Genomic DNA, 25,360 nt, shown 5'->3' on the forward strand with positions numbered 1-25,360 from the left:
TCCGAGTTGCGGCGCTACGCCTGCCCGGGGTCAGTGAACGCCTGAGTTGGGGAAGTCTCAATGTTCAGTGTCAAGCGATTTTCAACTCCGGCACGTCATAGAGCGACCCGTCTCGGATCAGGGCGCACAACACCGAGAGGCGCCTGTGGGCCAAAGCGATCAGCGCTTGGTTGTGGCGTTTCCCTTCAGCCCGTTTCCGGTCGTAGTAGTCGCGGCTGGTTGGGTCGAAGCGGATGGACGCGAAAGCCGACAGGAACAACGCGCGTTTCAACCGTTTGTTCCCTGAATGACTGACGCGCTCGGACTTGATGGAGGTCCCTGATTGCCGGGTGGTTGGTGCACGCCCGGCGTAGGAGGCCAACGCGGCGGCGCTGGCGAAGGTTTTGCCGGAGGTCTCGGCGATGATGATCGCTGCGGTCCTGACTTGCGGTCCCTGGCAGGGATGTCAGGACCGGGTAAAGAGGGTGGGCCTCCACCATGGTTTCCAAGTGAGTGGCTATGTCCGCTCGTTGGGCATGCAACGAGATCAATTGCCGGGCCAGGTGGGGAATGGCCAGGCCGGCCGCGTCGGTGCCGATCACGGCCACCGTTTGTTCGTCCATCGCATCAATGATGGCCCCCGGCCCAGGCGGTGTGCCGGCGGGCACCATGTTTTTGAGCTTCGCACCGATTCTGGCTTTGCCGGCATGCTTCAGTGCTGCTGGGGTGGGCCAGGCTGCAAGGTCTTCCAGCACCGCATCATGCTCTTGCCAAGGCCCAAGGATCCGTTCGAGTGGCGGGTGAATGTGGGTGAACAACCCGCGGATTCTGTTGCTGGTTTGGGTGATCTGCCGGGCTAGCTCCAGATCGATTCCGGTGAGCATGCCCAGGGTGGCTTCGTCCTGGTCGGAGATTTGGATGCTGCGTAGCGTGTGCGGCATGGTGCGCGCTCCGCCGGCGATGATGAACGCGTCCTTTTCATCGGTTTTCGCTGTCCTGGGATTCATGCCTGCGATGCGCCGCATCGAAAGTCCGGGCAGGTAGGCCACTGTAATACCGAGGTTCTGGGCGACCGCGACTGCCAGCGCACCGATGGTGGCGGGTTGGTCCACGACGACCAGCACGGTGCCCTGGGCGCTGAGATTCTGGTAGACGGTGACGAGTTTGGTTTCGTCGTTGGGTAGGGTCTTGTTCCAGATTTTGGTGCCGTCTTTGGTGACGGCACAGGCCCAGGGGTCGATTTTCCCGACATCGAGCCCGAGAAATATCTCGCTATCCGTGCTGATCATGGCTAGTGCTGTCTTGAACCGGTTCTTGTTCAAGGTCGGCCAACCGTCGGTAGCAAAGTCTTACATCCACGTTATGACAGGCGTCCGTTTTTGGCGCCGCGACCCTAATCAGCAATCACCTCGCTGCCATCCCAGCCTCGGTGGCAACACCCCCGGACTATTGGATAAGCAGGGGCAAGGCACCATGCCGAGGCTGGTCGGCCGATAGTCCCTATGATCTTCTTTTAGGGGCTGCCAACAACATATCAGGCAGCCCTTCATGGTTTGCCCGCACTCTAATTGCACGCATATGGGAGCCGGGCGTGCTCACGGTCCAGGCAGATGAATACGAGGCGCTGGCCGCAATGGATCCGGATGCCTAATCCTGGACAGCCCGCCACAAAGGCTAAATGCAACTAACACAAGCCCCTTCATCAATCAGTAAGGCTAGATGAAATATTGGAATCCGGCCCTGACAACCTGCTTGGGAGATTATCATGAGATAAATCTGGCGGGCAGTTACCGTGCCACTACAGCACAGCGTGCAAACGATTCGGACACACCCACGGGCTCGGTTGACCTTAGGGTCCTTGAGTTGCAATAACGGTCAACGCACAGAATGGCTACATGGCAATTCGAATGAAGCTTATGTAAAGTTACAGCTATGAATAAACGTTCGCTAGTCCTCGGGCTGGCTTTCTTCTTGCTGTACGCTTCGCTTTTTGTTTTTACGGTAGGGCTCACTTGGTTATGGAGCACGAACTACAGCTGGTGGGTCATCCTTTCAATATTTGCAATTCCTGCACTCCTCGCATGGGTAACTATTTACGCAATCCAAGGTCGCAAAAAGTCTTCATAGGAACCAGCTAGCGCTGACATGTTCCATACGCCGAAAATCAATTGCACACTCAGTGCGCAAGCGGCGAATATTCGACATGGACACTAATTTCGGCAAAACAACACCGACTTTATCTACTTTCATATTAAGACTGATTGATAGCATAAAAGTTCCGATTGAAAATGCAAGTCATGCCAATTCTGATCGTAGCCGATGACATCCAATTGTTTTGTATACATATTTGGAACCACGTGCCGGCGTATCCGGTGTGTAATCTCGCTACTTCGTAGACACCGAATCTCACCACTTCGTAGACGATCGATCTCAAAGCTTTGTAGCCACCCACCGTCTTGAATCCCGTGAAACCCTTCGGAGATGCGCAGCAACCCTCCTGGTTAGTCGGTGAACGCCTCTGGAGTCTGCCTTTCCCGTAGTTCGTACTCCTCCCTGTATCGTGTCACCTTGTTCTACCAATGACGTGTCGGATTGCTCAGCTGAATGCCACGGATCGAATACGAGACAGTATGTCTACCACTGGAATACAACGCCGTCATCGGCAACGGAAGCGACATCGCCACTACGCCTGCGATCGGATCAAAAAGCAAGATCTCCGTGTCGGTTACTGTGCGGGCACGCCATCACCGATGGGCAGGGAAATATGCTGACGCTTATAAAACACCTTGCGCTGCTCCGCCATGACTGCCTTCAGCTTCTGGTTGGCCTCAAGACCTGCCGCCCCTGGGTCTGACTCGTTCCAGTCATCAAGATTGTAGGCTTTCCTGTCTTTGGTCACGACCATGTCGGCACAGCTCAAGTCTGTATGTTTCAGCCGCCGTTTGGTCAGGTACCCGGCGGCCTTCGCTCCCAGCACGACGAGTGCGATCGGCTCTGTCGCGGGCGAGCGTTCCAGCGTTGTCCACGCCATTTCCGGTGTCGCTTGATTAAGCGACTGGTGCGGCCCTCGGGTGTTGTAATGTTTCCGGTAACGCTGAATGAGCCGGCGCAGTTCGCTGAGGTCTTGGGGCTTGTTGGCACTCAGGAAGCGTTGCAGGGTATGGTGTGAACGTTCGCTCTTGCCCTACGTGATGGGCTTGCCCGGCATCCCCGTGATCGGCATGGGTCCCTTGGAAGCAAGGAACACTTCTACGGCGCCGAAGACACCGCTGCGCAGTTGATTGACCTCCATGGAGTTGTCGCTGAGTATCTCCCGCGGCGCCCCATACTCAGTGACACCCCGCGAGAGCACTTCGTGGTGTGGCTGTTCTCGTGCCGGGCGTAAGCACAGGAGCCGACATCGTAGCGGCTTGCGTCATCGACGAGCTGATACACGGTCCGGGTTTTCCCATCCGCGGTGGTGAATTCGAAGGCGTCCAGCTGCCATAGAGCCATGGCCGATGCCCGGGCAAACGAGATGCGTGAGGACCTGGGGCGTTTGCGGGTGTTGCGGTCTACCTGACCAACCGCCGCTAGAAGCCGGGCGATCGTGGCCCCCGAGGGGACCTGGCCGGCCGAGTACTCTTCGACCAACGTGGCTTCGTAGTGGATTGTTTTCGGCCCGTAGTCCCATCCGTCCTGCTTCAGTTGCTTGCGGAGACGGACCAGTTCGTTGACGGCCTCGGGCCCGTAGCGCCTGGCCAGTTGATGAGGTGCCCGAGATCTGGGATGCAGTGGTGCTGATGCTTCGTTCGCGGCTCGTTCGCGCAGACGATAGAAGATGCTGCGTGGGATCTTCTGTATCTTGCAGAATTCACTAATTGCGAGGGCTTCTGGGGCAGTCTGCTCGTAGTTGATGATCATGGCTCTCACCCGCGGTGGCAACGGTTGACTCATGCTTCGACTGTGCCAAGAAACGGGCGGGCTTTGTCCGCGAAGCGTTGATAGATGCTGCCTACGATGTCATGAGATCGTGTGTCCACAAGGCGATGAGACAGGACATACAAAGTCGTGAGATCCACCGTCTACGAAACCATGAGAATCAGTGTCCACGAAGTACCGAGATTACACATCCGATGCGCACACAGGTGCTTCCAATAACGTCCGCTAAACAAGCCGATAACTTACTACTTGTTCAACACAACTCCTTGCAACGAAGTGATGTTCACCCAGCGGACCTACCAAACCGTAGACCGCCGGGTGACGTACATCTCTAAACGCAGCTCTGCCGCTGAATCGTCAAACTATCCAGCTACATCGTAGCTCTCCTGACCTTCAAGTTTCGTATCACAACCGGCAAACCATTGTTTCAGCGAGTACCATCGGCGAAAGATCGCTGACAAAGGACAGCAGAACACCGAACAAATCCTTACGAGAGGCATGATATCGTCAGGTTTGTTCTTCAGCCATTACATTCCTAGCTGATATTGCCTTCCATCATTCGCGGGCCAAGCATCGGGCAAAGCTCTTGCCTTAAGTTACCGCCGAATTGACTCCAAAGACCCTTTGGAACAATGGTTTTCACGTAAGCCAGAAGTTTATTCTTGTCCCCGCCATTGCCCCATGCGTTCGTATTGAGCGTCTTACCGTCGGCAGAGAAGGTGAACTTTAGGTGATTGCCGCTCCCCATTACGTGTCCAGGGAGAGCCTTAAACTGAAAATGCCGAGAACCAACCTGCTCAACGTAGATCTTATTGTTTCCAGCAAGCGCAACAGTTTGGCCGGCACGGATATTGTTCGGCATCCCCGGCACCGGGAACAATCTCGCGAGTTTCGGGTTAACTCTCTTCCAAACCGCATTGCCGTCCTGCCCCGAACAAGGGCGACGAGGATCTCCAGTTGTCTGGATCGTGTAGTTGTAGTTGTACGAATACTTTGCGGCTACGTCGCCTGGAGTGTCAATTACAATAGGTTCCTGCGCAACTCGCACAGCTGACACAGGTGCACCAACCGCTGCATTAGCCCCCAAAAAAGCCAGGCACATTGCAATCGCAACACCAGCCTTCATTCTGTTTGCCACGAACAGTCCTTTCAACACTATAGATCATTGATAAATGATGAACACTAACTAACAGCCACCTGATCGATGACTAGCGATTTTCTATTACATTAATACTATTAACCAACAATTTGATCAAACTGGATGCCACGCCTATCCGTGACACGACCGCCGACAGGCACGCTGGTTTACCGAACCGCCGCCGCCCTGCGACACTGCCGTTATGGTCAGCGAAGAAGACGTCCGAGTTGCGGCGCTACGCCTGCCCGGGGTCAGTGAACGCCTCAGCTGGGGGCAACCGGCGTGGTTTGCCCGCACCCTATTCGCCCGCATCTGGGAAGATGGCGTGCTGACGGTAAAGTCCGACGAACGCGAAGCGCTCGCCGCGCTCGATCCGGATACCTACTACTGGACGGCGCATCATCAACGCTCGCCGTTGCTTGTCCTCGTTCGCATGGACCGGATCGATGCCCAGGTGCTGGGCGAGCTCATCGCCGAGTCGTACCGGTTGGCCAACGAACCCTAGAATAGCTAGGACGGCATCCGCGCACGACAGGACCGAGAATGAGCTTTGCCCCCGACACCGAACGCACGCTGCGTTCGATCGTGGACCTGCTAAACACCAGCAGCCCGCTGGTCGACCTCCTCTCCACGGTGGCGGACCTCGACCAGTACCTCTCCGCGCAGAGCTTCGCCGGTCCGCGCGCCCGCAACCAAGCCGAACTTCGCTCCATTCGTCTGCTGCGCTCCCAGCTTCAAGCCATCTGGACCGCACCGGTCGAAGAGGCCGTGCACCGAGTGAACTACATTCTGCGCAACGGACGCGCGCTACCACAGCTGGTGACCCGCGACGGCAAGAGCTACTTTCTGCATGCGGTCACCGAATCAGCCCCGCTCTACGACCGAATGGCGGTTACCGCAGGGGTGGCCCTGGCCGAGGTGATCAGCGCCGATGGTCTGGACCGCCTACGAATCTGCGCCTCGCAGGATTGCCACGCGGCCCTGCTCGATCTTTCACGCAACAATTCCAAGCGATACTGCGACACCGGTAACTGTGCGAACCGCGAGCACGTGCGTGCATACCGAGCGAGAAAAGCCGCCAAGTAGCTCAACGCACAGATCAGACCTATGCTTGGGACAACGGAAATGTTGCCGCCCAGCCGAGGGAGAATCATGAGCACCGAATCTCATGCCGCTGATCACTACGAGGCCCGCCTGGAACAGAGCCACGAGACTCCCCTGCGCGCCGCGGGACGCTGGGTTGCCGCGATCGCCTCGGCGGCGCTGGGCTCCAATGAAATCGAACCCATTGGTGCCGCCGTCGTCGTCCACTCGCGAGCCGACAACTCGGTCATCCTCACCCTGAAGACCTCGAATATCGAAGAGGCCGAGCGACTGATCGAATCCGTTCGCAAGGACCTCGAAGAGCTCACCGACGAAGAGTTCATGGACGAGTGGGGCGCCAAGGCCGCCGAAGACCCGGCCTAGGAGTCAGCCCGCGCCAGATCCACGGTGATCTCAAGGTGCCCCAGATGCTGGCAGAGTTCCTCGAATACGTGCAGGATGACGCCCCCGCAGGTAACGAACCACGGCTCCGCGCGCTCGGCGGGCAGAGCCACCGGCGGTGCGGTGAGGTCCGTGAGGGCAAGGTCTTCGAGGAAGGCCGCGCGCGTGGCCGCCGCCAGCTCCAGGCTTTCGGCCACGGGCATCTGCACGGTAAATTCCGCCGCGCGGTCCCGTGGCACCGGTACCCCGCGATTGACCGTGGAGCTCCAACGGCGCATCATCCCGCAACAGTGGCTCAGCAGCTGAACGGCCGAGTTACTCCCGGGCACCGGCACCACGTAGTTGGCCTGCTCGTCGGTAAGTGAGGCCACCACGGCGACGAGTTCATCGAACTTCTGCACCGTGAAATCTACAAGCAGCGAATCGTTAGGGCTTCTGGTCGTCATAGCCCTAAGCCTAGCTACCTACGCCGTGCTCACCGCGCCTAGCCTCGGAGACCAGATGCATCAGCGGGTGCTCGGCGCTTAAGTCTGCAAGGCGTAGCGCCCCGGCAAGACCGTCGCCGTCGGCGGATACCACCTCGGCCCGCGGCTGTAGCTCGCCCAGAACCAGAGCGAATTCCTCGGCGATCAGCTCATTGGAGAACACCCCACCAATCGCCGCCACCGGAAGCAGTTGCCGGCTTGGTTGTTCTTCGGTCACCAAGCGCAGCGCGGTGGCCACCGATTGTGCCAGCTCGGTGGCGGCCCGCACGCAAATATCACGCGCCACCGTGTCGGTTGGCGCCCAGCGTGCTACCTCGCGGGCCAGGGAGGCCACGAGGCTCACCCGGTCCGGTGCGGACTGCAAGGCAATGTAGGCCTCGTCGAGTCGTGGCCAACGTTCCCGCACCGGTTCGCTGAGGCCGGTTGCCGGTCCACGTCCGTCGTAGGCCCGCATGACGGCCCGCAAGGCCTGCTGGCCGATCCAATAACCGCTGCCCTCATCTCCCATGATGTAGCCCCAGCCGTCGACCCGGGCGGTGCGGTGCGGTCCGACGGCGAGGGTGACCACTCCGGTGCCGGCGGCGACCACGGCTCCGGGACGATCGCCGAGGGCGCCGAGATAGGAGGTCACCGAATCGTGGGTGAGCAGCACGCGTTCGAAGCCCGTGTCGCCAAGCACCGCGAGGAGTTCGGCGGCGTCATCTTCGGCGCTGGTCAAACCGGAGACACCGAAGGTCAGCGTGGGTGCGCTCAGCCCGCTGTCCTGCACCGCGGCGGCTAGTTGCGGTAGCAGCGGCCGATCCGTGCGCACCCCGGGGTGCCGCGACTCGCGCACCGGTTCCCCGGGGCTCTGCAGCCGCAGCTTAATGCCGGTTTGGCCGCAGTCCACGGCCAGCACAGTTTCGGTCACTTCTCCCCCATCAACGCATCACAATCAGCGAGTCACCGGTGCGCACCGGGGCGACTCTGCACCTCATCGTCGCCCGTGCCGGCCCAAACTGGCAAGCGGGACGCGAAAAGCCCCGGCGTCAACGCCCGGGTCACGGGCGCCCACTCCGGGGCTTCTAGCACTCGCAGTGCTCGCTACGCGGTGATGGCCGCGTTAGTCCAGCTTCTTCGGGCCGAGTTCGGCCAGGAACTGGCCGGGGCCCGGGTTTGTCTCGGCGTCGTTACCGCCAAGGTGCTGCACAACGCCCCACACGGCGTTCAGACCGGTGGTCACCGCGCCTTCGGCCCAGCCCGCGGTCCACGACACGTCATCGCCGGCCAGGAAGATGCCGCGGTGTTCGGCGGCCAAGTTGGCCTGATCGAAGTGGGTGTACAGGCGCTCCTGGTAGCGGTAGTGACCCGGCAGGTTGGCCTTGAAGGCGCCCATGAAGTTCGGGTCGGCCTCCCAGGAGACGGTGACCGGCTGGCCCACGATGTGGCTGCGGATATCTACGTTCGGGTAGATCTTCTCCAGCGAGTGCAGCATCAGCTCCATGCGGCGTTCGGCGGAGAGCGAGAGCCACTTCAGCGCGTCGTCGTTCCAGGTGTAGGACAACAGGATCACCGCGGGCTTATCGTCCCCGTTATCCAGCAGGTAGGTGGCACGGTTCAGGCGGTCGGTGAGGGTCATCGACATGACGTACTCGCCGGTGACCGGGTCGCGGTCCTTCCAAAACGGACGGTCCACCATGACGAAGGTCTTCGAGGACTGCATGTAATGGCTGCGCTCGATCGCGGTCCACAGCTCTGCCGGGAAAAGCCCTTCCTCGGTGTCGATGCCGGTGGAGAGCAACCAGGACTGCACGGTGGAAACCACGGCCGGGTAGGTCGCGGTGCGCCCGAAGCGTTCGGTGATCTCGATGGCGTTCGAACCGTTGAAGCCGGGCTGCTCGGAACGACGGATCTTGGCCACGGCACCGCGCGGTGCGCCGCCGTGCAGCGAGGCCAGCGTGGTGCCGGCCGGCCAGTGCTTGAGGTCGGCCGGGGCGTGGTTCCACAGGGCGTGCGGCAGTTTGGCCGCGCCACCGGTGATACCGCGGTGGTTGTCGTCGGCATCGGTGTAGACCACGCGCAGGATCTCCAGGATGGAGTTCGGGAAGTCGGTGTCCCAGCCGCCCGAGCCGAAGCCCACCTGACCGAAGGCCTCGCGGTGTTCGAAGCCGGCCTCCTTGAAGGCCCTGGAGTTGGCGATGAAGCCGTAGAAGCTTTCCTCGTCGAACTCCTCGAGCAGCGAGTTCCAGATGCGCTTGACCTCGTGCACGTCGCGATCCATGATGGCACGCTGCATTTCGTCGAACTTCGCGTCGTCGCGCAGGGCCTGTTTCCAGGCCTCGGCCACCTCATGATAGAAGGCCGGCAGGTCCTCGTCCTTTTCCACGTAGACCTTTTCGCCCTTGAGCTCGATCACGGTGGAGTCGGTGGGTGCGGCCAGCGGGTTCGGGAAGTCGAAGGTTTCCAGGCCCAGCTTGTCGATGTAATGGTACAGCGCCTTGCTGGAGACCGGGAAGCGCATGCCACCGAGGTCGCAGGTGATCTCCGGGGCCGAGGTGAAGCTTGCGGTGCGCAGACGGCCGCCGATCTCGTCGGCCTCAAAAACCACCGGCTTCAGACCCAGTTTCATCAGCTCGTAGGCGGTGACGAGGCCGGAAAGACCGGCGCCGATCACGGCCACCTCGGTACCGTACAGCGACTCGGGCACGCACCCCAGGCCCGCCGGGTGCTCCAGGTAGAGGTCGTAATTGAACGGGAAATCCGGGTTCAGCATGTTGATGCTGCCATCGGCCTGTGGTGCCGCAGCGCCTGCGGCGTTGTGCAGTGAGGTCATGGAGTGTTCTGCAATCCTTCGGTAGTGATGTGCGTGGGTGGCCGGGGTGGGCGGTTACTTCTCGCCCAGGTGGCTGTCGATGTATTCCTGCTTGCTCAGCTGCCCCAGGCGGGAGCGGCGGCGTCCGTAACCGAGGTAGATCGCGGCGCCGACGAGCATCCACAGACCGAAGACGGTCCAGGTGTGCCAGGACAGTTGGCTCATCAGGAAGGCGCAGGCGGCAACGCCAAGGACCGGGGTGACCGGGTAGAACGGCACCTTGAAGGTACGTTCGGCCAGCGGCTGCTTGCGGCGCAGGTAAATCACCGAGACACCAACCAGACCGAAGGCGAAGAGCGTACCGATGCTGGTGGCGTCGGCCAGGGCGCCGAGCGGGATGAAGGCCGCGGTGATGGCGATCAAGCCACCGGTAATGAAGGTACCGGCCAGCGGGGTGCCGGTACGCGCCGAAACCTTGGCGAAGACCGGCGGGACCAGTCCGTCGCGCGACATGGTCAGCAGAATACGGGTCTGGCCGTAGAGCACGGTCAGCACCACGGAGCCGATAGCGAGCACTGCGGAGGCGGCAAAGAGCAGCACTACCCACTTCTGCCCGGTCAGTTCGGCCAGAATCTGCACCAGCGCGGCTTCGGTGCCGTCGAACCAGTTCCACTCGCGGGCACCGATCGCGGAGACGGCGACCAGCACGTAGGCGGTGGTGACGATGAGCATCGAGAGCAGGATGGCGCGTGGCAGGTCGCGCTTCGGATTCTTGGCCTCTTCACCGGCCGTGGAGGCGGCGTCGAAACCAATGTAGGAGAAGAACACCGAGGAGGCCGCAGCGGTGACACCGGCGGCGCCCATGGGCAGCAGCGGTTCGAAGTGGCCGGCGTCGAAGGCGGTGAAGGCCACGATCGAGAAGAAGATCAGAATGCCGGTCTTGATGGCCACGATGATGGTGTTGGCGATCGCCGACTCACGGGCGCCGCGGGCCAGCAGCAGGGTGGCCAGCACGACGACGATCAGCGCCGGAAGGTTCACGACGCCACCCTCGGAGGGGCCGCCGGCCAGTGCGTCGGGCAGGCCCATGCCGAACACGCGCAGCGTCTCGTTGACGTACTCACCGGCGCCGACGGCAACCGCGGCCACCGAGACGGCGTACTCGAGCACGAGGCACCAACCACAGACCCAGGCGATGCCCTCGCCCATGGTGGCGTAGGAGTAGGAGTAGCTGGAGCCGGAGACCGGGACCATGCCGGCCATTTCGGCGTAGGACACCGCCGAGAGCAACGCGGTAATACCGGCAATCACGAAGGAGATCCAGATGGCCGGACCGGCAATCGGCACGGTTTCGCCCAGGATCACCAGGATGCCGGTGCCTAGGGTGGCACCGACGCTGATCATGGTCAGCTGGAACACGCCAAAGCTACGGCGCAGCGTACCGCGACCCGCGTTGGACTCCGCTTCGCGGACCATGGAGTTAATCGACTTGCGTCGGCGCAGCTGCGGACCAAGCGCGGTGGCCGGTCCGGTCGTGCCGGTGGTGGTGTTCATAGGCGTATCCTCATTGAAAGACGTGCAGTGGTGCCGAATACAAGCCTAGGCCTGTGAGGTGGCTCTCAGAACGGTTCGATTTGAACTAAAGTTGTCTGCCATGGGACAAATCGCACCTGAACCGGATACAACGATAACACCGCACGATCCGTTCACTCGGGCGTGGGATACCATCACGCTGGCCCGTTTCCTTCGGCAACTTCCCGATGACGTGCGCGTACATCACGACGCGGGTGACCGACCGCTGCGTTGGGTCGAACCCAGTGATATCGACGACCCCACCCCGTATCTGGTCGACCATGAACTCATCCTCACCAGCGGATCGTTATTCGTCGAGCACGCCGACGACCAGCAGTGGGTAGATTCCTTTGTGGCCCGGCTCGTCGAGGCCAAGGTCAGCGCCCTAGGTTTCGCGATGGACCCCTACTTCTTCGAGGTCCCAGTCACGGTGATCGACGCCTGCCGCCGCCACGACCTGACCCTGTGGGAAATCCCCGCCTCGCTGCCCTTTGCCGCCATCGGTTTGGCCTTTGCCAAACTCATGGAGGCCGACAGCGCACGCCAGCTACGCCATAGCGCCGAAGCCAATCGCGCGCTGATGCGCTGCGTCGCCGCGGCGAACCCGGAGGAACAACTAGTTACCGTGCTCGCCCAACGGGCCGGGTGCGCGGTGCAACTACTGAGTCCCGCCGGCCGGCTGCGCCACTATGCCAGCGGCAGCGAGGGCACCGGGCTGGACGGGGCCGCACTGGCCAAGCTATGCGCCGAAGCCGTGGATGCCCCGGCCGCCGGGCAGCTTGTCATGGAGCAGGATGAGTCCGGCACCCATCTGGCCTTCCCGATTCGCGCCGGCACCAGCGGAACCCGCAGCGCCGCCGTACTCGGGGTGTTGCAGCTGAGCTTTGCGCAGCCGCCCACCAGCATCGACCACGCGCTGGCCTCGACCGCGTTGGGGTTGCTCGAAGTTGTGGCGCGCCAGCGCATGGCGGGATCTTTCGCCCCGACCCAGCTGGCCACCACCATGCTGCTCACCGGTCGCGCCAACCTGGACGCCCGCGAATTGGAGCTTTTCGCCGGCTCGCTGGGCGGTCCGGCGCGCCGCCCGGTGCGTGTGGTGGCGCTGCGGCAACAGGGCGATCCCGGCGAAAGCGGGCTCGGGGCGGATGTCACCCCGCTGCGTTCGTTGCTGGATACCAAGCTGGTGCTGGCCGAGGACACGGGGTTCCTGGCGATCACCCGGGCCGAACCGGTCAAGGCCCTCTTCGACCGGCTCAAGCGCGCCGGGTACGTGGCGGCCTTCAGTCACCCGGCCGAGGTCAATCCCAAACTGGCCGGGCAGTTGGCCGACCTGACCGCGCAGGCCCGCGGGCTGTTGGGCCGCGCCCGGGAGGAAGGGCGGTGCCTGGATGCCGCCGAACTGCCGCGCACCTTCGCCTCGCTACTGCCGCAGCAGGCGGGGCGTCAGCTGGCCGAGGAAACCCTCGCCGGCGTGCTGGAGCTCCCGGCCAAGCGCCGCAAACTGTATCTGCAGGTCTTGCGCGCCTGGTTGGCCGCCAACGGTTCCTGGGATGTGACGGCCGGGGCGATCGATCTGCACCGCAATTCGGTGCGCCGCCATATCGCCTCCATCGGCGAACTGCTCGACCTGGACCTCAGCGAGGCCGCGGTGCGAAATGAGCTGTACCTGGCGCTCTCATTCCTGCCGGAGCAGGATTAGCCGTCCCAGCGCTCGTACAGCTCGGGCCGACGGTCGGCCAGGTAGGGGATCTCCGCGCGGGCGCTGGCCACCAGTTGCGGATCGAAATCCGCGAAGAGCAGGTCCGCGGAGGCCGTGGCCCGTGCCAGCACCGTGCCGTCGGGGCCGGCGACCACACTGGTGCCGGCCAGCTTGAAACCGGCCTCGCTCCCGCAGTGGTTGGCGTAGGCGATGAACATCTGGCTTTCCATGGCGCGGGTGGGCACGAGCGTGGTGCACACCGTCTCGTAGCCGGCTCCCATCGCGGTGGGGACCAACAACCCCTGCGCCCCTCGCAGGGCAGCGGCGCGCACGGTCTCGGGGAACTCGACGTCGAAACAGATGACCATGCCCAGGCGCAGGCCGCGGAAGTCGACGATCGTCGCCGGCTGGTCGCCGGGCACGAAAACGTCCTTCTCCTCTTCGCCGAACAGGTGCACCTTTTCATAGTGACCCAGGCGCGCACCGGTCTCGTCGATGAAGGTCGCGGTAATTTTCCAGCCCGATGGGGAAATCTCGGGCAGCGAGTACACCAGGGCGATCCCGCGCGAGACGGCAATTTCGGCCAGCCGGGCACGCGTCTCGGGCAGGATGGCGGGTTCGAGCTCATCGCGCAGTTGGTAGGGTGCGTAGCCGACCACGAAGAGTTCCGGGGTCAACAACAGTTCCGCGCCCTGCGCAACGGCCCGCTGCGCGGCAGCATCAATCGCGGCCAAGTTGGCGTCGATATCCAGCACCGCCGCCTGGGCCTGCATCACCGCGATCTGCATTGAGGGTCCTCCTGCGCGTCGTTTAATCGCTTGCTACTAGATTAATCCGTCACGGGTGGCGCGGGGGCTAGTCCATTAGTACCGGTTGGGTGGCGAAGCTGGATGATTCGCACCAAAGCGGCGGCGATCAGTGACGACGCCGCATCCGTGCCGCAACCGCCACCACCGCACCGATCAGCAGGGCTGCCGCGCCGAGCCCGAGGAGTTGCTCGGCCGCGAAACCGGTGTCGGCCAGTTCCTCGTCGCGCTCCGGCGCCGAGGCTGTGCTGCTCGGTGTGGCACTTCGTTCCGGTGACTGGCTGGGTTCGACCGAGTCGCTGGGTTGCGGCGACTGGCTTGGCTCCGGGCTGTGAGTCGGCTCGACGCTCGGGTTCGGGCTCGGCGCCGGCTGTTCCGCCAGCGCGAAGAGCTCCTCGACGGCGCCCAGGTGGGCGAAGGCGGTCTCGCCCGTGGCGTCCTTGACCGCGTCGTTATCGCTGACCACATACACCTGCCCGGAACCGGTCAGCCCCAGTCCCTCGAGTTTCTCCTGCACCCGCCCGTTGTCGGCGGTAAGGCTCGGCATTACGTCCACGGCAAGCTTCTTGTGCAGCATCGGCACCTCGCCGGCCACCGGCTCCGGCAACGTCACCTGATATACGGCCTTGAGCTGGGCATGCTCCCCCACCTGGTTATCGCGTTCGATGACGGCCAGCGACCCGTCGGGCAGTGCGGTAATCTCCGAGAGACCATTCCACTGCCCCTTTCCGGCGCTGGGCTCGAGTTCGTACCCAAACCAGGCGAAGTCCCCGTCGGCCGGGCGGTACCGTCCGATCCGCACGAAATCCTCGCCGGGCACCTCGCGCTGCAGGGCGAAGAACACCTCCTCGTCCGCGCCGGCCCCACGCGCGGTCACGCCCTCCAGCCCCTGCTTGCCTAGGTCAGCGACGACGTCCTGCGACAGCGGAACCTCCTCGGTGACCGCACCCTGCGCGTCGAGGCGCAGCAACAGGTTCTCGGGCCCGCTGGTTCCCTCGTGAACGGCCCAGAAACCACCCTCGGCACGGGCGGCAATGCCTTCTAAGTCGTAGTGGGCCGGGGCGCCGTCCTTGGTCACTGGGATACTGCCATCGATGAGCGCCGGGCTCTGCGCGGTGTCGATGGAGTAGATCCGCGGTAGGTAGGCATTGTCGTTGACCGCGTAGAGCCGATCCGGGTTGGCTGGGTCCTGGCTCAGTCCACTCAGCGCCCCGAAGCCGGGGACCTTCTGGCCGTCGGCCTGCAGCTGCGGGAAGGCCGCCTGTGCGGCTCCGAAGCTGAAGAGGTTGAGCGAGGAACGCACCCCTTCCTCGGCCTCGTCGACCTCCGAGGAGATGGCCAGCAGGTCGCGGCCCGGAATCGGCAGCACACCCTCGGGCCCGTTAGTGGTTGGCAGGCTCTGCACATACCGCGGCTGCGTGGGATCGCTTAGCTCATAAACCGCCACGAAGTTCGCCCGTTCGGCGGCGACAAAGGCGTAATCGACCCCGTTGAACTCGGCCACGGCCAGCCCCTCGGGCTCGATGCCTTTCTTCTCGGCCCGGTGCTCGGGGAACAGGCCCTGCGCCAGCGCCAGCCGTTCGAGCTCGTTCCCGGCGTCCCAGATGACCTCTCCGGTGCTGGTGTCGAAGACCGAGAACCCGCGGCTGCCGCCCTTCCAGTCGCCCTCATTGGCGGTCAACAGATAGCGGTCCTGCGCCCAGGCGATCGCGTCGGGTTCGCGCGGGGCCTGTTCCAGCGAGCCGGAGGGATCGAGCTGCCCATCCTTGGCGGTATCCACCCCTGCCACGTCCACCGCCCCGGTGCTGAAGGCCCCGGTAATTTCGCCGCTTGGCAGGTCGACGAGCACCACGCCATTGTTCTCCTGCAAGCTCACCGCCAGCTGGTTTTGCCCGTTGATGATCACATACTCCGGCTCCGGGTCTTGGGGCGTATCGAGACCGGCCTGCTCCAGCACCGGCAAGGCCTGCGGGTCACCGGGATCGCCACTGGTCAGCGGGACCTCACGCAGCGACCACTGCGCAGGTTCGTGGGCCGCCAAATCCAGGATCGCGATGGACCCGGCCGGTGCCTGAGGCAATCCGCCATCCCCGGCTTCCTCATCACGTTCATTCTCGATGGCGATCGCCGCAAAGGCGCCGTCGCCGGATACCGCGATGGAATCCGGCTGCCCGGGTAGCTCGAAACTGTGCACCACGGAGCGATCGGCAATCCGCACCACGTCGACCCGTCCGCTGGGCTGCGCATAGCTGGCGGAGGTATTGACCACCACAAAGACGTACTCGCCATGGGTGGCGACGCTGGTGGGCTCGTCTTCTTCATTGCCCAACTGCTTCAGCGACAGGGTGCCAAGGCCCTGCGGGGCACTCGCGTTGGAAATGTCGACGAAGCCAATTTGCCGTGCCAACGCGTCGGTATAGATCAGTGTGTTCCCGTCGGGTGACACCGCGGAAATTTCGGCGGCCGTCACCGCCGACTCGCCCTCCGGGTGATTCTGATACACCGGGTAGGTGGCGGTGCGTTCGAAGAACTGCTGCTCGGCGGCCAAGGCCTCCGGACCGATCAGGGTCACGCTTAGGGCCAGCGATCCGGTGAGCAGGGCGCCGGCTAGTACACGAGGATGAAGATTGCGATTCACGAGTGACTTTCGGTAGCAAAACGATGCGAGGGCCGCAGGAAATGAGGCCTCTCACAGGGTGGCAAGCCGACATGACCTGTTGCTTAACGGCAGGTGAAGGAACCGCACCGGCCAATATGTCGGCCCGTTTGCTGGGCTATAGGCAATAAGTGGTGTCCTGGAACTTGATTCTGCCCCGGAATCCCGGGGCAGAATCAAGTTCCGCATGGGCATTGTTCCCATAGGCGTGACCCCTACAAGACAAAACACCCACCTATGCAGTATCTGCCATAGCCCTCTAAAGAAAAACGGGAAACGCAACGGCAAGCAACGCTGGCGATGCATCACCTGCAACGCCTCCACAACCCGAGCACGTCCAGACACCACCGCACGCAACGTCCTAGCCGGCTTCGTCAGCTGGCTGACCAGCAAACAGTCCCAAGCAGAATTCGCCGGAGGAACCGGACGCACCTTCCGCCAGCAAACCCAGTGGTGCTGGAACGTGCACCCATTTTTGCACCACACCGGCGAAGTCTTTGCCGAGATCCAGATCGACGGCATTTACCTCCGTCCAGGATGGTGTCTATTGATCGCCATCGCCCACGGCAAGGTCATTGGATGGCAGTGGTGCGATCAGGAAAAATCAGCGGCGTGGCTGGAACTGCTCAAGCACTTCCCCGAGCCCAGAGTCGTTGTCACCGACGGCGGCTCGGGACTGCTCAAAGCACTGAAGTCCCTCTGGCCGAAGGTGAGGATCCAACGCTGCCTAGTGCATCTGCAACGCAACGTACGCACGCACCTGAGCATGAGACCGCGAACTGAACCTGGCAAGTCACTACGGCGCTTGAGCCTGAGGCTCACAAAGATCAAGACCCGGGCTGCAGCCGCTGAATGGAGTGCCGCGTTCGCGTCCTGGCAGGCCTGCTACCAGCACCTGCTGGAGGAAAAAACATACGCGAAAGACTGGGCCGGCCCATTGCCCAAAAGCGTCAAGTCCACACGACCGTGGTGGTACACGCATGAGCGGCTACGTAGCGCCTACCGCAGCATGGCCACACCGCTCAAGCGCGGCCATGTGTTCACCTACCTGGACGAGGACTTGGACGGGTTGGGCGTCAACGCGACGACGAACATGATTGAAGGAGGGATCAATTCCGGGATCCGGGCGCTGATTTCGCATCACCGCGGGATGCCCATCGAGCATCGCCGGCGGGCTTGTGAATGGTTCTGCTGGAACCGAGCTGAGCCGGTGTCAAGAGCGAACTTGCCGGCCTTGATCCGGGCCTCGGGAAAGCTGGTCTTGGAACGAGAAGCCAAGATGAAGCCGGTTGACCAACAGGTTGGTCCAGCGCTTTATGACACGCACACGACAGCTGAGGATGGCTTGTATTCCCGGTCTGGCTGGGGCGGGCGCAGCCGTTAGGAACCGTGGTTTCACGAAGGTCTGGCCCGGGTAACACGCCCGGGCCAGACACCATTTATTGCCTATAACCCCGTTTGCTTAGGATGAAACACGCTTGGGGCAACCAGTGCCCGGGCCCAAGGATTCGAAAGGACTCGCGATGGCACTGCCAGCAATCCGTCGCCACGGTTTCGACCCGGTTTATGACCGGATGGATCGGGCCACCCTCATCGCCCTGTGTCACGATCGTGCGATGCCAGGTCTTGGCAGTCGCCCGGAGCACATGACCCGTCGGGAGCTAATCGATGCCATTCTCGATAGCGAATCATCCCCGGCCCCTGGCCCAAGCGACGACTATCCCTTGCGCCGACCTCACCAATGGGTTCCTACCGCTCGGTTATCCGCGCTCACCGGGCAGCGGGTGCTCTGGCGCTTCGCCCAAGCCACGCTGGGAACGCTCCGCGCCTTGGAGCATGCGGATACCGCGGCCCTGCCCGACGATCGTTTTCCGCGACGCGCGGGCGATCTGGTGCTGACCGCGGTGAATACGAGCCCGGCACTGCTGCTGAGCATCGACCAGGTTGTGCAGGCCAAGGCTGAAACCACCGCTCTGGAACACCTGGCGACCTTCTCGAATCCGCTGTCGCTGACTCAGCTCGAGGCACGCACCGGTAATCGTCTGCCCCGTGCCACGCAATTTCTTGCGGTGCCGGACTCCGAGCGATTGCTCGCGGCGGTGACCGACGCGCTAGCAACCCCGGCACCGATTTTCCTTACCGCCGGAGACTGCGCCGCGGGGGCATCGAAGGGCAACTACCGCACGCTCTTGACGCTTGCCCTATTGCAATCCGGTGCTCAGGAAGAGCCGATGTGTCAGGTTTGCGAACGCTACAACCCGTCCCGGCTCGAAGCGCATCTGGACCGCCCGGGAACCGAGGATCTGCGCCTGGAAATTCAGGACCACATCGATGACACCGTGGTGCTCTGCAGCGACTGCCATGCCATGGCACATAACCCCACTGTGCAGCAGCTTAGAGGTTTCGCCCGCCCCGCCTGCCCGGACTGCGGCGCCCCGAATCCGATGCAGATTATCTGGGGTGAGCCCGCCATTGCATTCGACGAGGATGTGGTGCTCGCCGGATGCGTCATGTCATCCGGGCCAACACCTCGCTGGCAGTGCCGTGAATGCGAGGCTCGGTACTGGGTGGAATCTGCGCGGCACGCGCCGGAGCAGATGTTCTAACCCGCCGCACGCCTTAGCAGCCACAGGCGGCGCCGCGCGGGGCAACCCGGGCGTCGACAGCCTCTGAGCGCAGCCCCTGCTCCGTAGCCACGTCGAATCCTTCACGGATCCAATATTCGATGCCGCCGAGCATTTCCTTTACCCGATACCCGGCCTGCGCGAAGGCGAGCGCGGCACGAGTTGCACCGTTGCAACCGGGTGACCAGCAATAGGTGACCACCGCGGTTCCGGCGGGGATCAGTTCATGCGCGCGCCGCGGAATCTGCGCGGTCGGCAGGTGCACCGCGCCGGGAATATGCCCCTGTTCCCACGCCGCGTCGCTACGCGTGTCGACGAGTACGAAATCCTCATTCGCCTCGAGTGCCGCATGCACATCGGCGACGTCCGTTTCGTAGGCGAGTTTGGCGGAGAAGTGAGCGATGGCTTGTTGTTGAGTCTGCATGCCACCAACAGTATGAAGGGAAGCTCGCGCATTGAATATGAGAATCCCTGACTTTTCCGCGTTGTGCAATGAAAGTCGTGGGAAAATTCGAGGGTGACCGCGAAACTTCCAATCACCCTCGATTCCGTAGATGCCGCACTGCTCGAACGCATCCAGCACAACGGGCGGCAAAGCGTCGCCGAGCTGTCGCGGAGCCTGAATATGAGCCACAGCGCCACCACCGAACGCCTGCGCCGTCTCGAAGAAAGCGCGGTGATTAGCGGCTACGCGGCACACTGCGATCCAGAACGCCTGGGGTACAGCATCATGGCGTTTATTCATCTGCGCTACCCGAGTAGCAACTACGCGCCGCTTCATGAACTCATCGGCCAGATGCCCGAAATCATCGAGGCCCACCATGTCACCGGCGACGACTGCTTCATCATGAAGGTTATCGCCGGTGACATGAGGCATCTGGAACAACTCAGCGGCCGGGTGGGGTCCTTGGGAAGCGTGCGGACCTCGGTGGTGTATTCCTCGCCGCTAGCTTCCCGCGCCTTAGCACCGCGCGCCTAGTCCTGCTTCACTAGGTCGCCCAAGCAACGACGCAGTTCGGTGTCCGCGTAGAAGAAGCTGCCCTCTTCGATCGGTTCGCAGTCGAATCCGAACGGGATTTCGCGCTCGTTGTAGAGCATCCGCACGAGCACCTCGTGATCGTCGTTGGCGTAGACATCCCACTGAATGTTCGAGCCCATCGGTGCGACCTGCGCCCCGCGCCAGTCATTGTTTTCGTAGCTGAATAGGCTATCGGCCGGCTGGGCGGTGGTGCTGCCAGGCAACTGCAGCAGCGCGGCCAGCGGAATGATCTCCTCCGCGTGGGCGAAGCGGAAGTCCGCGGCTTGGGTAGTTTCACCGGTACGCACCCCGGTGACCGCGTCGAGCATATCGGAGAGCAACACATCGGCCATCCGGTAGGTCACGTCGCTGCCGGCGAAACTTGGGCCCTTCTCGTAGAAGTCCTCGGCTTCGGAGACGCGCGAGAGCACCAAGGCGTCGTCGTTGGTGAGGAACTGGCTAAAGTCGATGGGATGCTCATCGGCCATCCCCGGAGCGATAACGTACAGCTCATACAGGTACATAGCCGCATCGACGACGCTTTGCAGGTGCTTCTTTCCCTTGCCCCGATCGACCAGATCGATCGCGCCGCTATCGAGCTTGGCGATGAACTCTTCGGTAAATAGTCGACCGACCACCCGGCGAGCCACCTGCTGAATTTCCGGGTCGGCCTCGACCTTGTCGAGAGTTTCAGCCAGTAGCGGGTCGTTGTCCACGAAGTCGTTATAGGCTTCGTCGGTGTCGTGGAAGTAGAGCACGTCGGGCTTCGCCACCGGTTCGCCGATCACCTCCGCTAGGTCGTCGTCCTGCCCGGTCAGCCCCTGCACAAAGTTTTGTGCGCTATCCACCGCGCGGTCCACTCCGGAGGTCGCCACGTTGATCGGTAGTTCGTCGTCTTCGGCCTCCTCGAAGAGGTCCTCCATGCGCTCATAGGCACGCTCGGCCATATCTCGGTGCTCTCGTTGGCCCAGGACACTGAGGTTTCCGTAGCCGACCTGTTCGTGCACGGCGGTGATCTCTGCGACCACCGGTCCGAGCCGCTGACCGGTCTCGGTGAGACCGTTCTCTGACTTGGCCATTTCCCAGAGCTGTGTGATCAGATCGTCGTATTTCTTGCTCGAGAGCAAACGTGAGCCGTGGCGGGCCACATGTTCGAGCAATACCGGCTCAAACTCGTCGGGTGCCTCGGAGTATTCGATGTCCTCCGCCGGGGCCTGATAGGTCGCCTTGGTGCCTAGGGCTAGGCGCGCGGCATCCGGTAGCTGGGATTGGCTGGAACTCTGGGTTTGCGGGGTTTCAGCCGCGAAGCCGGTGGTGCTGCACCCGGTTAACGCCAGCATGGTGCCAACCAGTGCCAGCGAGGTGATCCGTGAGGTGGTGTCCTTCATGAATGATGCTCCTTGGAGTGTTGGTGATGGTTCCTGCGGGTGTGTTACAGGTCTGTGGTCGAGGCGCGAGCGACGAGGGTCGGGGTGTTGAACTCGCGCAGTGGCTCGGTGCGTCCCTCGCCGCGTTCGACGAGGGCGTCCACCGCGCGTCGTCCCATCTGCACTTGCGGCTGATCGATGCTCGTGAGGCTGGGGTAAAGCAACTCGGTCAATTGCGTGTTGTCGTAGCCGATGACCGACAGGCGATCCGGTACGGGGATGGATTGCTGATGCGCCAGGCGGATGACCTCGGCCGCCGTCAGGTCGTTATTGCACAGCAGCGCGTCGAGGTCCTGTTCATCGAGTAGTCGCTGCAGGTCGATCTGCTCGCCCGAGGCGATCTGGATCAGGCAACTGGGCAAGTTCGCGTCGGCCAGAGCCAACTGCACGCCCTGAACACGCGCCTGACTGGTGGCGCTCAGAGAGCGGGACAGGTACCCGATACGGCTTCGCCCGCTAGCAACTAGGTGTTCCACCGCCAGTCGGGCGCCGAGGACATCATCGCTGGCGATGGTGTCGATTACCGGCGGCGGATCGGCAATCTGGGTGACCACCACGGTCGGGACCTCCGCACCGGCTTTCTCCAGCACCTCTCTGGGCACCCAGGACGAGACGATCACCAAGCCATCCACGCGTAGCTCGATCATCGTGTCGATCTGCCGCCGCAGCTCCGCCTCGGAGTGGCCCCCGTGGCCGATAAGCACGCTGGCGTTCAGCTCCCTGGCGCGGGCCTCCACACCGTCCACGATTCCGGTGTGGTGTTGGTTTCCCAGCTGGTTCAGAACCACCCCGATCAGACCCGAGACCCCGCGAACCAATGAGCGCGCAGCCGAGTTTGGTCGATACCCTAGGTCTTCTGCGGCGTCCAGAACCAGCAGACGGCTTGCCTCGCTGACGCCCGGATCCCCACGCAGTGCGCGTGAAGCCAGTGACTTAGAAACTCCGGCGCGTTCGGCCACATCGATGATGGTGGGGCGACGGCCGCTGGCAAGCTGCAGCGACATGAGGCTAGTCCCCGGTTCCCGCGCGGCGGCGCGAGACCCGCTCGACGAAGCTCTCCAACGCCGGATAGTGCGCGCCGGGTCCCGCCGCCACGAAGGCCGGTGCCAGATGGTCCGGGCGCTGAGCCTGCGGGGCATCCAACCAGACCGGACGGTAACTGCCCCCGGCGCGTCGCACGATCAAGGCGCCGGCGGCCACATCCCAGGGGTTGACCGAGCCGCCAAAGGCGCAGTCCACCCAGCCGGCCGCCACGTGGGCCAGGGTCAACGCCCCGGATCCGGTGCGACGAAGCGAGGAGAACGCCTCGATCAAGGTGCCGGCATCTTCCAGTGCCGCGGATCCTTCCACGGCGAGGTCGCGGGCGGTGGGGTACCCGGTGATCATGGTGGCCGCATCGGCCGGCTGCGCGGGGGCGGTGCGCAGTACGCTGCCATCCAGATACGCGTGCCAGTCATCGGCGCTGAACATGCGGTCGGCCATCGGATCGTAGATGACTCCGGCGCGCAGTTCCCCGTCGACCTCCGCCCCGATGGACACGCAGAAGAAGGCCAGTCCTTGGGCGAAGTTCGACGTGCCGTCGATCGGGTCCACATACCAGGTCACGGGGCCGTCGCCGCCACGGGTGCCGCCTTCCTCACCGACGATGCGCCAGCTCGGGTCGCGCTCCAGCAGGAAGGGAACGATTAGTTCCTCGGCGGCCCGATCGTGCGCGGTGACCAGGTCGTGGCGGTCGCGCTTGTAGTCGATCTCCATCTCCGAGCGGAACACGGTGCGCAGGTAGTCGCCGGCCAGCCGGGCGGCATCCTCGGCGACCACGCGCAAGGTCTCGGCGTCGTGGCTGGTGACCGTCGAGTGGCTCTGGGTCTCAGGCAGGGACATGAATTTTCCTCATTTCGTTCAACAGGTCTCGTGGGGTGCCCAGTACTAGGTCGGCGCTGACCGGCACGTCATACGGGCGGGCGGCGCTGCCCGGCGAAGGCATGAGCACGCTGGCGCCGATCCCCGCACGGGTGCCGCACAGCACGTCACGGTCCAAGTGGTCACCCACGTACCAGCAGTCGGCGATATCAAGGTTCAGCGCCTGGGCGCCGAGGTGCAGGAAGTCGGGGTTGGGTTTGCGGAGGCCACATTCATCCGAATACAGCTCGGCGACGAAGTAGTGGCTGAGCCCCTGCTCCGCGAGATAGTCGCGGTGCACCTGCCCGCACATGGCGTTGGAGACGATCGCGACGGGCAAGCCAATCCGCTGGCACCATGCCAGTAACTCCTCGATGCCGTCGCGCAGGGTGCGCAGTTCCTTGGTGGAGCTAATCAGGTAGCACAGCGCCGGGATATATTGGGCGATGGTGGCCCGCGCTTCGTCGGGCCAGTCTGCCGCGATGAAGTCCATCACGTAGCTTTCCTGATCCAGTTCTCTCGGGTAGCGCGGACGTGACATGGCGTTGCGCCACAGGCCCGCGGCCACCGCACCGGCGGTGATGTCCGCCAGCAGGCGTTCGCGCGGGACCATCGGCCCCTCTCCCACCAGGCTCAATACGGCCTCGGTGACCGTCTGCTGCCACCCAATGGGTTTTTCGGAGTTCACGATGACTCCGCCAAAGTCCAGCAACAGGCCTCCGGGCAGGTCTAGGTTCTGCCTCATGCCGCAACCTCCATTCGTTCGTGACGCACACCCGAGCCAGTGAAAAGGTGCACCGCCTGCGGTGCCACATGAACCGGCACCAGTTGCCCCTGAACCACCTGCGGACAACGCTGAGTGGTGGCGAAGTACCGACGTGCCCCGTCGTTCAGTTCGACGATCCACGACCCGCCGGTGGGCAGAAGCGCGCTGACACGCAGGTCAAGGGTGAGCTCCCCGCTGCCCGGGCGATGCACGTCGCTGGTCAGCTGCAGGTCTTCTGGGCGGATCCCCAACGTGGCCACGTGCGGGTCGATATGTTCGAGCCAAGCGTCGGCCTGCGCGTTCTGGCCGCGCTCAAAGATGTTGATCGGCGGGTTGCCCATAAATTCGGCAACGAACCGGTTGGCCGGGGCGTTGTAGATCTCCATTGGCGTGCCGACCTGCTGGATTTGGCCCTGATTCATCACCACGATGCGGGTGGCTAGGGTCATCGCCTCGAATTGGTCGTGGGTCACGAAGAGCATGGTGTTACCCGTCTGACGGTGCAGGCGTTGGAACTCGGCGCGCATCTCCAAGCGAAGCCGTGCGTCGAGATTGGAGAGCGGCTCATCCAACAGCAACACTTCGGGACGTGCTGCCAGCGTACGAGCGATGGCCACGCGCTGTTGTTGCCCGCCCGACAGCGCCGACGGGTACCTGTCGGCCAGCTCCGCGATGGCCAAGGTATCAAGCGCCTGTTGCACGCGCAGCTCGCGTTCGGCCTTCGGCAGTTTTTGCACACGCGGGGCAAAGCCGACGTTCTCGCGCACACTCAAGTGCGGCCAGAGCGCGTAGTTCTGGAACACCAAGCCCAGGCCGCGTTGCTCTGCGGGGATGCAGCGCCCGCTAGATACGTCGTCCACCACCCGGTCCCCGATCACAATCCGTCCCGAGCTGGGATTTTCCAGCCCGGCGATCATGCGCAGCGTGGTGGATTTACCGCAGCCCGAAGGTCCGAGCAGGCACAGGAATTCACCTGGTTCGATCTCTAGGTCCAGCCCCTGCACACTGGGAGTGCGGCTACCGGGGTAGGTTTTACTCAGCGCGCTGAGCGTTATCTGCGCCATGGCGCGATCCTCCATTCTGAGAGGGCGGGG

The 25,360-nt window shown here is 62.9% G+C and carries 20 protein-coding genes and 2 pseudogenes; 7 read left to right on the plus strand and 15 right to left on the minus strand.

Going from position 1 to position 25,360, the window contains the following annotated elements:
• Positions 1–70: 70 nt before the first annotated feature.
• The 3 genes and pseudogenes from ACYU0X_RS15445 to ACYU0X_RS15455 all read right to left on the minus strand — a co-directional run bounded on the left by ACYU0X_RS15445 (position 71) and on the right by ACYU0X_RS15455 (position 5,038).
• A pseudogene (locus ACYU0X_RS15445) lies at positions 71–1,268 on the minus strand (IS110 family RNA-guided transposase).
• A 1,212-nt stretch (positions 1,269–2,480) separates the two neighbouring features.
• Positions 2,481–3,915 (minus strand): annotated as a pseudogene (locus ACYU0X_RS15450) (integrase core domain-containing protein).
• A gap of 520 nt (positions 3,916–4,435) precedes the next feature.
• Positions 4,436–5,038 carry a hypothetical protein gene (locus ACYU0X_RS15455; protein ID WP_461901609.1) on the minus strand — a complete coding sequence of 201 codons (603 nt, stop codon included), beginning with the start codon at positions 5,036–5,038 and terminating at the stop codon, positions 4,436–4,438.
• 202 nt (positions 5,039–5,240) lie between these two features.
• On the opposite strand from ACYU0X_RS15455, the gene ACYU0X_RS15460 reads away from it, so the two are divergent.
• The 3 genes from ACYU0X_RS15460 (at position 5,241) to ACYU0X_RS15470 (ending at position 6,505) form a co-directional block, all read left to right on the plus strand.
• The gene (locus tag ACYU0X_RS15460) at positions 5,241–5,543 is read left to right on the plus strand and encodes an MmcQ/YjbR family DNA-binding protein (RefSeq protein ID WP_461901610.1); all 303 of its coding nucleotides are present in this window, start codon (positions 5,241–5,243) and stop codon (positions 5,541–5,543) included.
• Positions 5,544–5,581: 38 nt separating this feature from the next.
• Positions 5,582–6,124: a CGNR zinc finger domain-containing protein gene (locus ACYU0X_RS15465; RefSeq protein ID WP_418907642.1), complete on the plus strand. Its 543-nt coding sequence runs from the start codon at positions 5,582–5,584 to the stop codon at positions 6,122–6,124.
• A gap of 66 nt (positions 6,125–6,190) precedes the next feature.
• A complete protein-coding gene (locus ACYU0X_RS15470; RefSeq protein WP_309409695.1) occupies positions 6,191–6,505 on the plus strand; it encodes a hypothetical protein in 315 nt (104 codons plus the stop codon).
• On the opposite strand, the gene ACYU0X_RS15475 is transcribed toward ACYU0X_RS15470, so the two are convergent.
• From ACYU0X_RS15475 to ACYU0X_RS15490, 4 genes are all read right to left on the minus strand, one after another.
• A complete protein-coding gene (locus ACYU0X_RS15475) occupies positions 6,502–6,969 on the minus strand; it encodes a DinB family protein (protein ID WP_461901611.1) in 468 nt (155 codons plus the stop codon). The genes ACYU0X_RS15470 and ACYU0X_RS15475 overlap by 4 nt on opposite strands.
• Positions 6,970–6,979: 10 nt before the next feature.
• Positions 6,980–7,918, minus strand: a complete 939-nt coding sequence (locus ACYU0X_RS15480; RefSeq protein ID WP_461901612.1) for an N-acetylglucosamine kinase — start codon at positions 7,916–7,918, stop codon at positions 6,980–6,982.
• A 192-nt stretch (positions 7,919–8,110) separates the two neighbouring features.
• Positions 8,111–9,820: a flavin monoamine oxidase family protein gene (locus ACYU0X_RS15485; protein ID WP_461901613.1), complete on the minus strand. Its 1,710-nt coding sequence runs from the start codon at positions 9,818–9,820 to the stop codon at positions 8,111–8,113.
• Positions 9,821–9,874: 54 nt separating this feature from the next.
• Positions 9,875–11,353, minus strand: a complete 1,479-nt coding sequence (locus tag ACYU0X_RS15490; RefSeq protein ID WP_461901614.1) for an amino acid permease — start codon at positions 11,351–11,353, stop codon at positions 9,875–9,877.
• Positions 11,354–11,453: 100 nt separating this feature from the next.
• Between ACYU0X_RS15490 and ACYU0X_RS15495 the strand changes: the two genes are divergently transcribed.
• On the plus strand, positions 11,454–13,070 hold the full coding sequence (locus ACYU0X_RS15495; RefSeq protein ID WP_461901615.1) for a PucR family transcriptional regulator: 1,617 nt from the start codon (positions 11,454–11,456) through the stop codon (positions 13,068–13,070).
• Here the strand turns inward: ACYU0X_RS15495 and ACYU0X_RS15500 are convergent.
• Together ACYU0X_RS15500 and ACYU0X_RS15505 are read right to left on the minus strand one after the other, a co-directional pair.
• Positions 13,067–13,843 (minus strand): carbon-nitrogen hydrolase family protein, encoded by a 777-nt coding sequence (locus tag ACYU0X_RS15500; protein ID WP_461902828.1) that lies wholly within the window; start codon positions 13,841–13,843, stop codon positions 13,067–13,069. The genes ACYU0X_RS15495 and ACYU0X_RS15500 overlap by 4 nt on opposite strands.
• A 142-nt stretch (positions 13,844–13,985) precedes the next feature.
• Positions 13,986–16,514: an esterase-like activity of phytase family protein gene (locus ACYU0X_RS15505; RefSeq protein ID WP_461901616.1), complete on the minus strand. Its 2,529-nt coding sequence runs from the start codon at positions 16,512–16,514 to the stop codon at positions 13,986–13,988.
• A 205-nt stretch (positions 16,515–16,719) separates the two neighbouring features.
• Between ACYU0X_RS15505 and ACYU0X_RS15510 the strand changes: the two genes are divergently transcribed.
• Positions 16,720–17,916: an IS1249 family transposase gene (locus ACYU0X_RS15510; protein WP_461900733.1), complete on the plus strand. Its 1,197-nt coding sequence runs from the start codon at positions 16,720–16,722 to the stop codon at positions 17,914–17,916.
• 139 nt (positions 17,917–18,055) lie between these two features.
• The gene (locus ACYU0X_RS15515) at positions 18,056–19,138 is read left to right on the plus strand and encodes a hypothetical protein (protein ID WP_461901617.1); all 1,083 of its coding nucleotides are present in this window, start codon (positions 18,056–18,058) and stop codon (positions 19,136–19,138) included.
• A gap of 13 nt (positions 19,139–19,151) precedes the next feature.
• Here the strand turns inward: ACYU0X_RS15515 and ACYU0X_RS15520 are convergent, their stop codons facing one another.
• Complete coding sequence (locus ACYU0X_RS15520) at positions 19,152–19,580, minus strand: rhodanese-like domain-containing protein (protein WP_461901618.1); 429 nt, start codon at positions 19,578–19,580, stop codon at positions 19,152–19,154.
• A gap of 93 nt (positions 19,581–19,673) precedes the next feature.
• Here ACYU0X_RS15520 and ACYU0X_RS15525 point away from each other — a divergent pair, with 93 nt between their 5' ends.
• Complete coding sequence (locus tag ACYU0X_RS15525) at positions 19,674–20,135, plus strand: Lrp/AsnC family transcriptional regulator (RefSeq protein WP_461901619.1); 462 nt, start codon at positions 19,674–19,676, stop codon at positions 20,133–20,135.
• Here ACYU0X_RS15525 and ACYU0X_RS15530 read toward each other — a convergent pair.
• The 5 genes from ACYU0X_RS15530 to ACYU0X_RS15550 are packed head-to-tail and all read right to left on the minus strand — an operon-like array spanning position 20,132 to position 25,330.
• Positions 20,132–21,562, minus strand: a complete 1,431-nt coding sequence (locus tag ACYU0X_RS15530) for a histidine-type phosphatase (protein WP_461901620.1) — start codon at positions 21,560–21,562, stop codon at positions 20,132–20,134. The genes ACYU0X_RS15525 and ACYU0X_RS15530 overlap by 4 nt on opposite strands.
• A 44-nt stretch (positions 21,563–21,606) precedes the next feature.
• Positions 21,607–22,605, minus strand: a complete 999-nt coding sequence (locus ACYU0X_RS15535) for a LacI family DNA-binding transcriptional regulator (RefSeq protein WP_461901621.1) — start codon at positions 22,603–22,605, stop codon at positions 21,607–21,609.
• Between the two features lie 4 nt (positions 22,606–22,609).
• Positions 22,610–23,482: an inositol monophosphatase family protein gene (locus ACYU0X_RS15540; RefSeq protein WP_461901622.1), complete on the minus strand. Its 873-nt coding sequence runs from the start codon at positions 23,480–23,482 to the stop codon at positions 22,610–22,612.
• The gene (locus tag ACYU0X_RS15545; protein WP_461901623.1) at positions 23,469–24,245 is read right to left on the minus strand and encodes an HAD family hydrolase; all 777 of its coding nucleotides are present in this window, start codon (positions 24,243–24,245) and stop codon (positions 23,469–23,471) included. Before ACYU0X_RS15545 ends, ACYU0X_RS15540 begins: the two co-directional genes overlap by 14 nt.
• Positions 24,242–25,330: an ABC transporter ATP-binding protein gene (locus tag ACYU0X_RS15550; RefSeq protein ID WP_461901624.1), complete on the minus strand. Its 1,089-nt coding sequence runs from the start codon at positions 25,328–25,330 to the stop codon at positions 24,242–24,244. The genes ACYU0X_RS15545 and ACYU0X_RS15550 overlap by 4 nt, the downstream gene beginning before the upstream one ends.
• Positions 25,331–25,360 lie beyond the last annotated feature (30 nt).

The sequence above is a fragment of the Glutamicibacter sp. X7 genome (assembly GCF_054889245.1).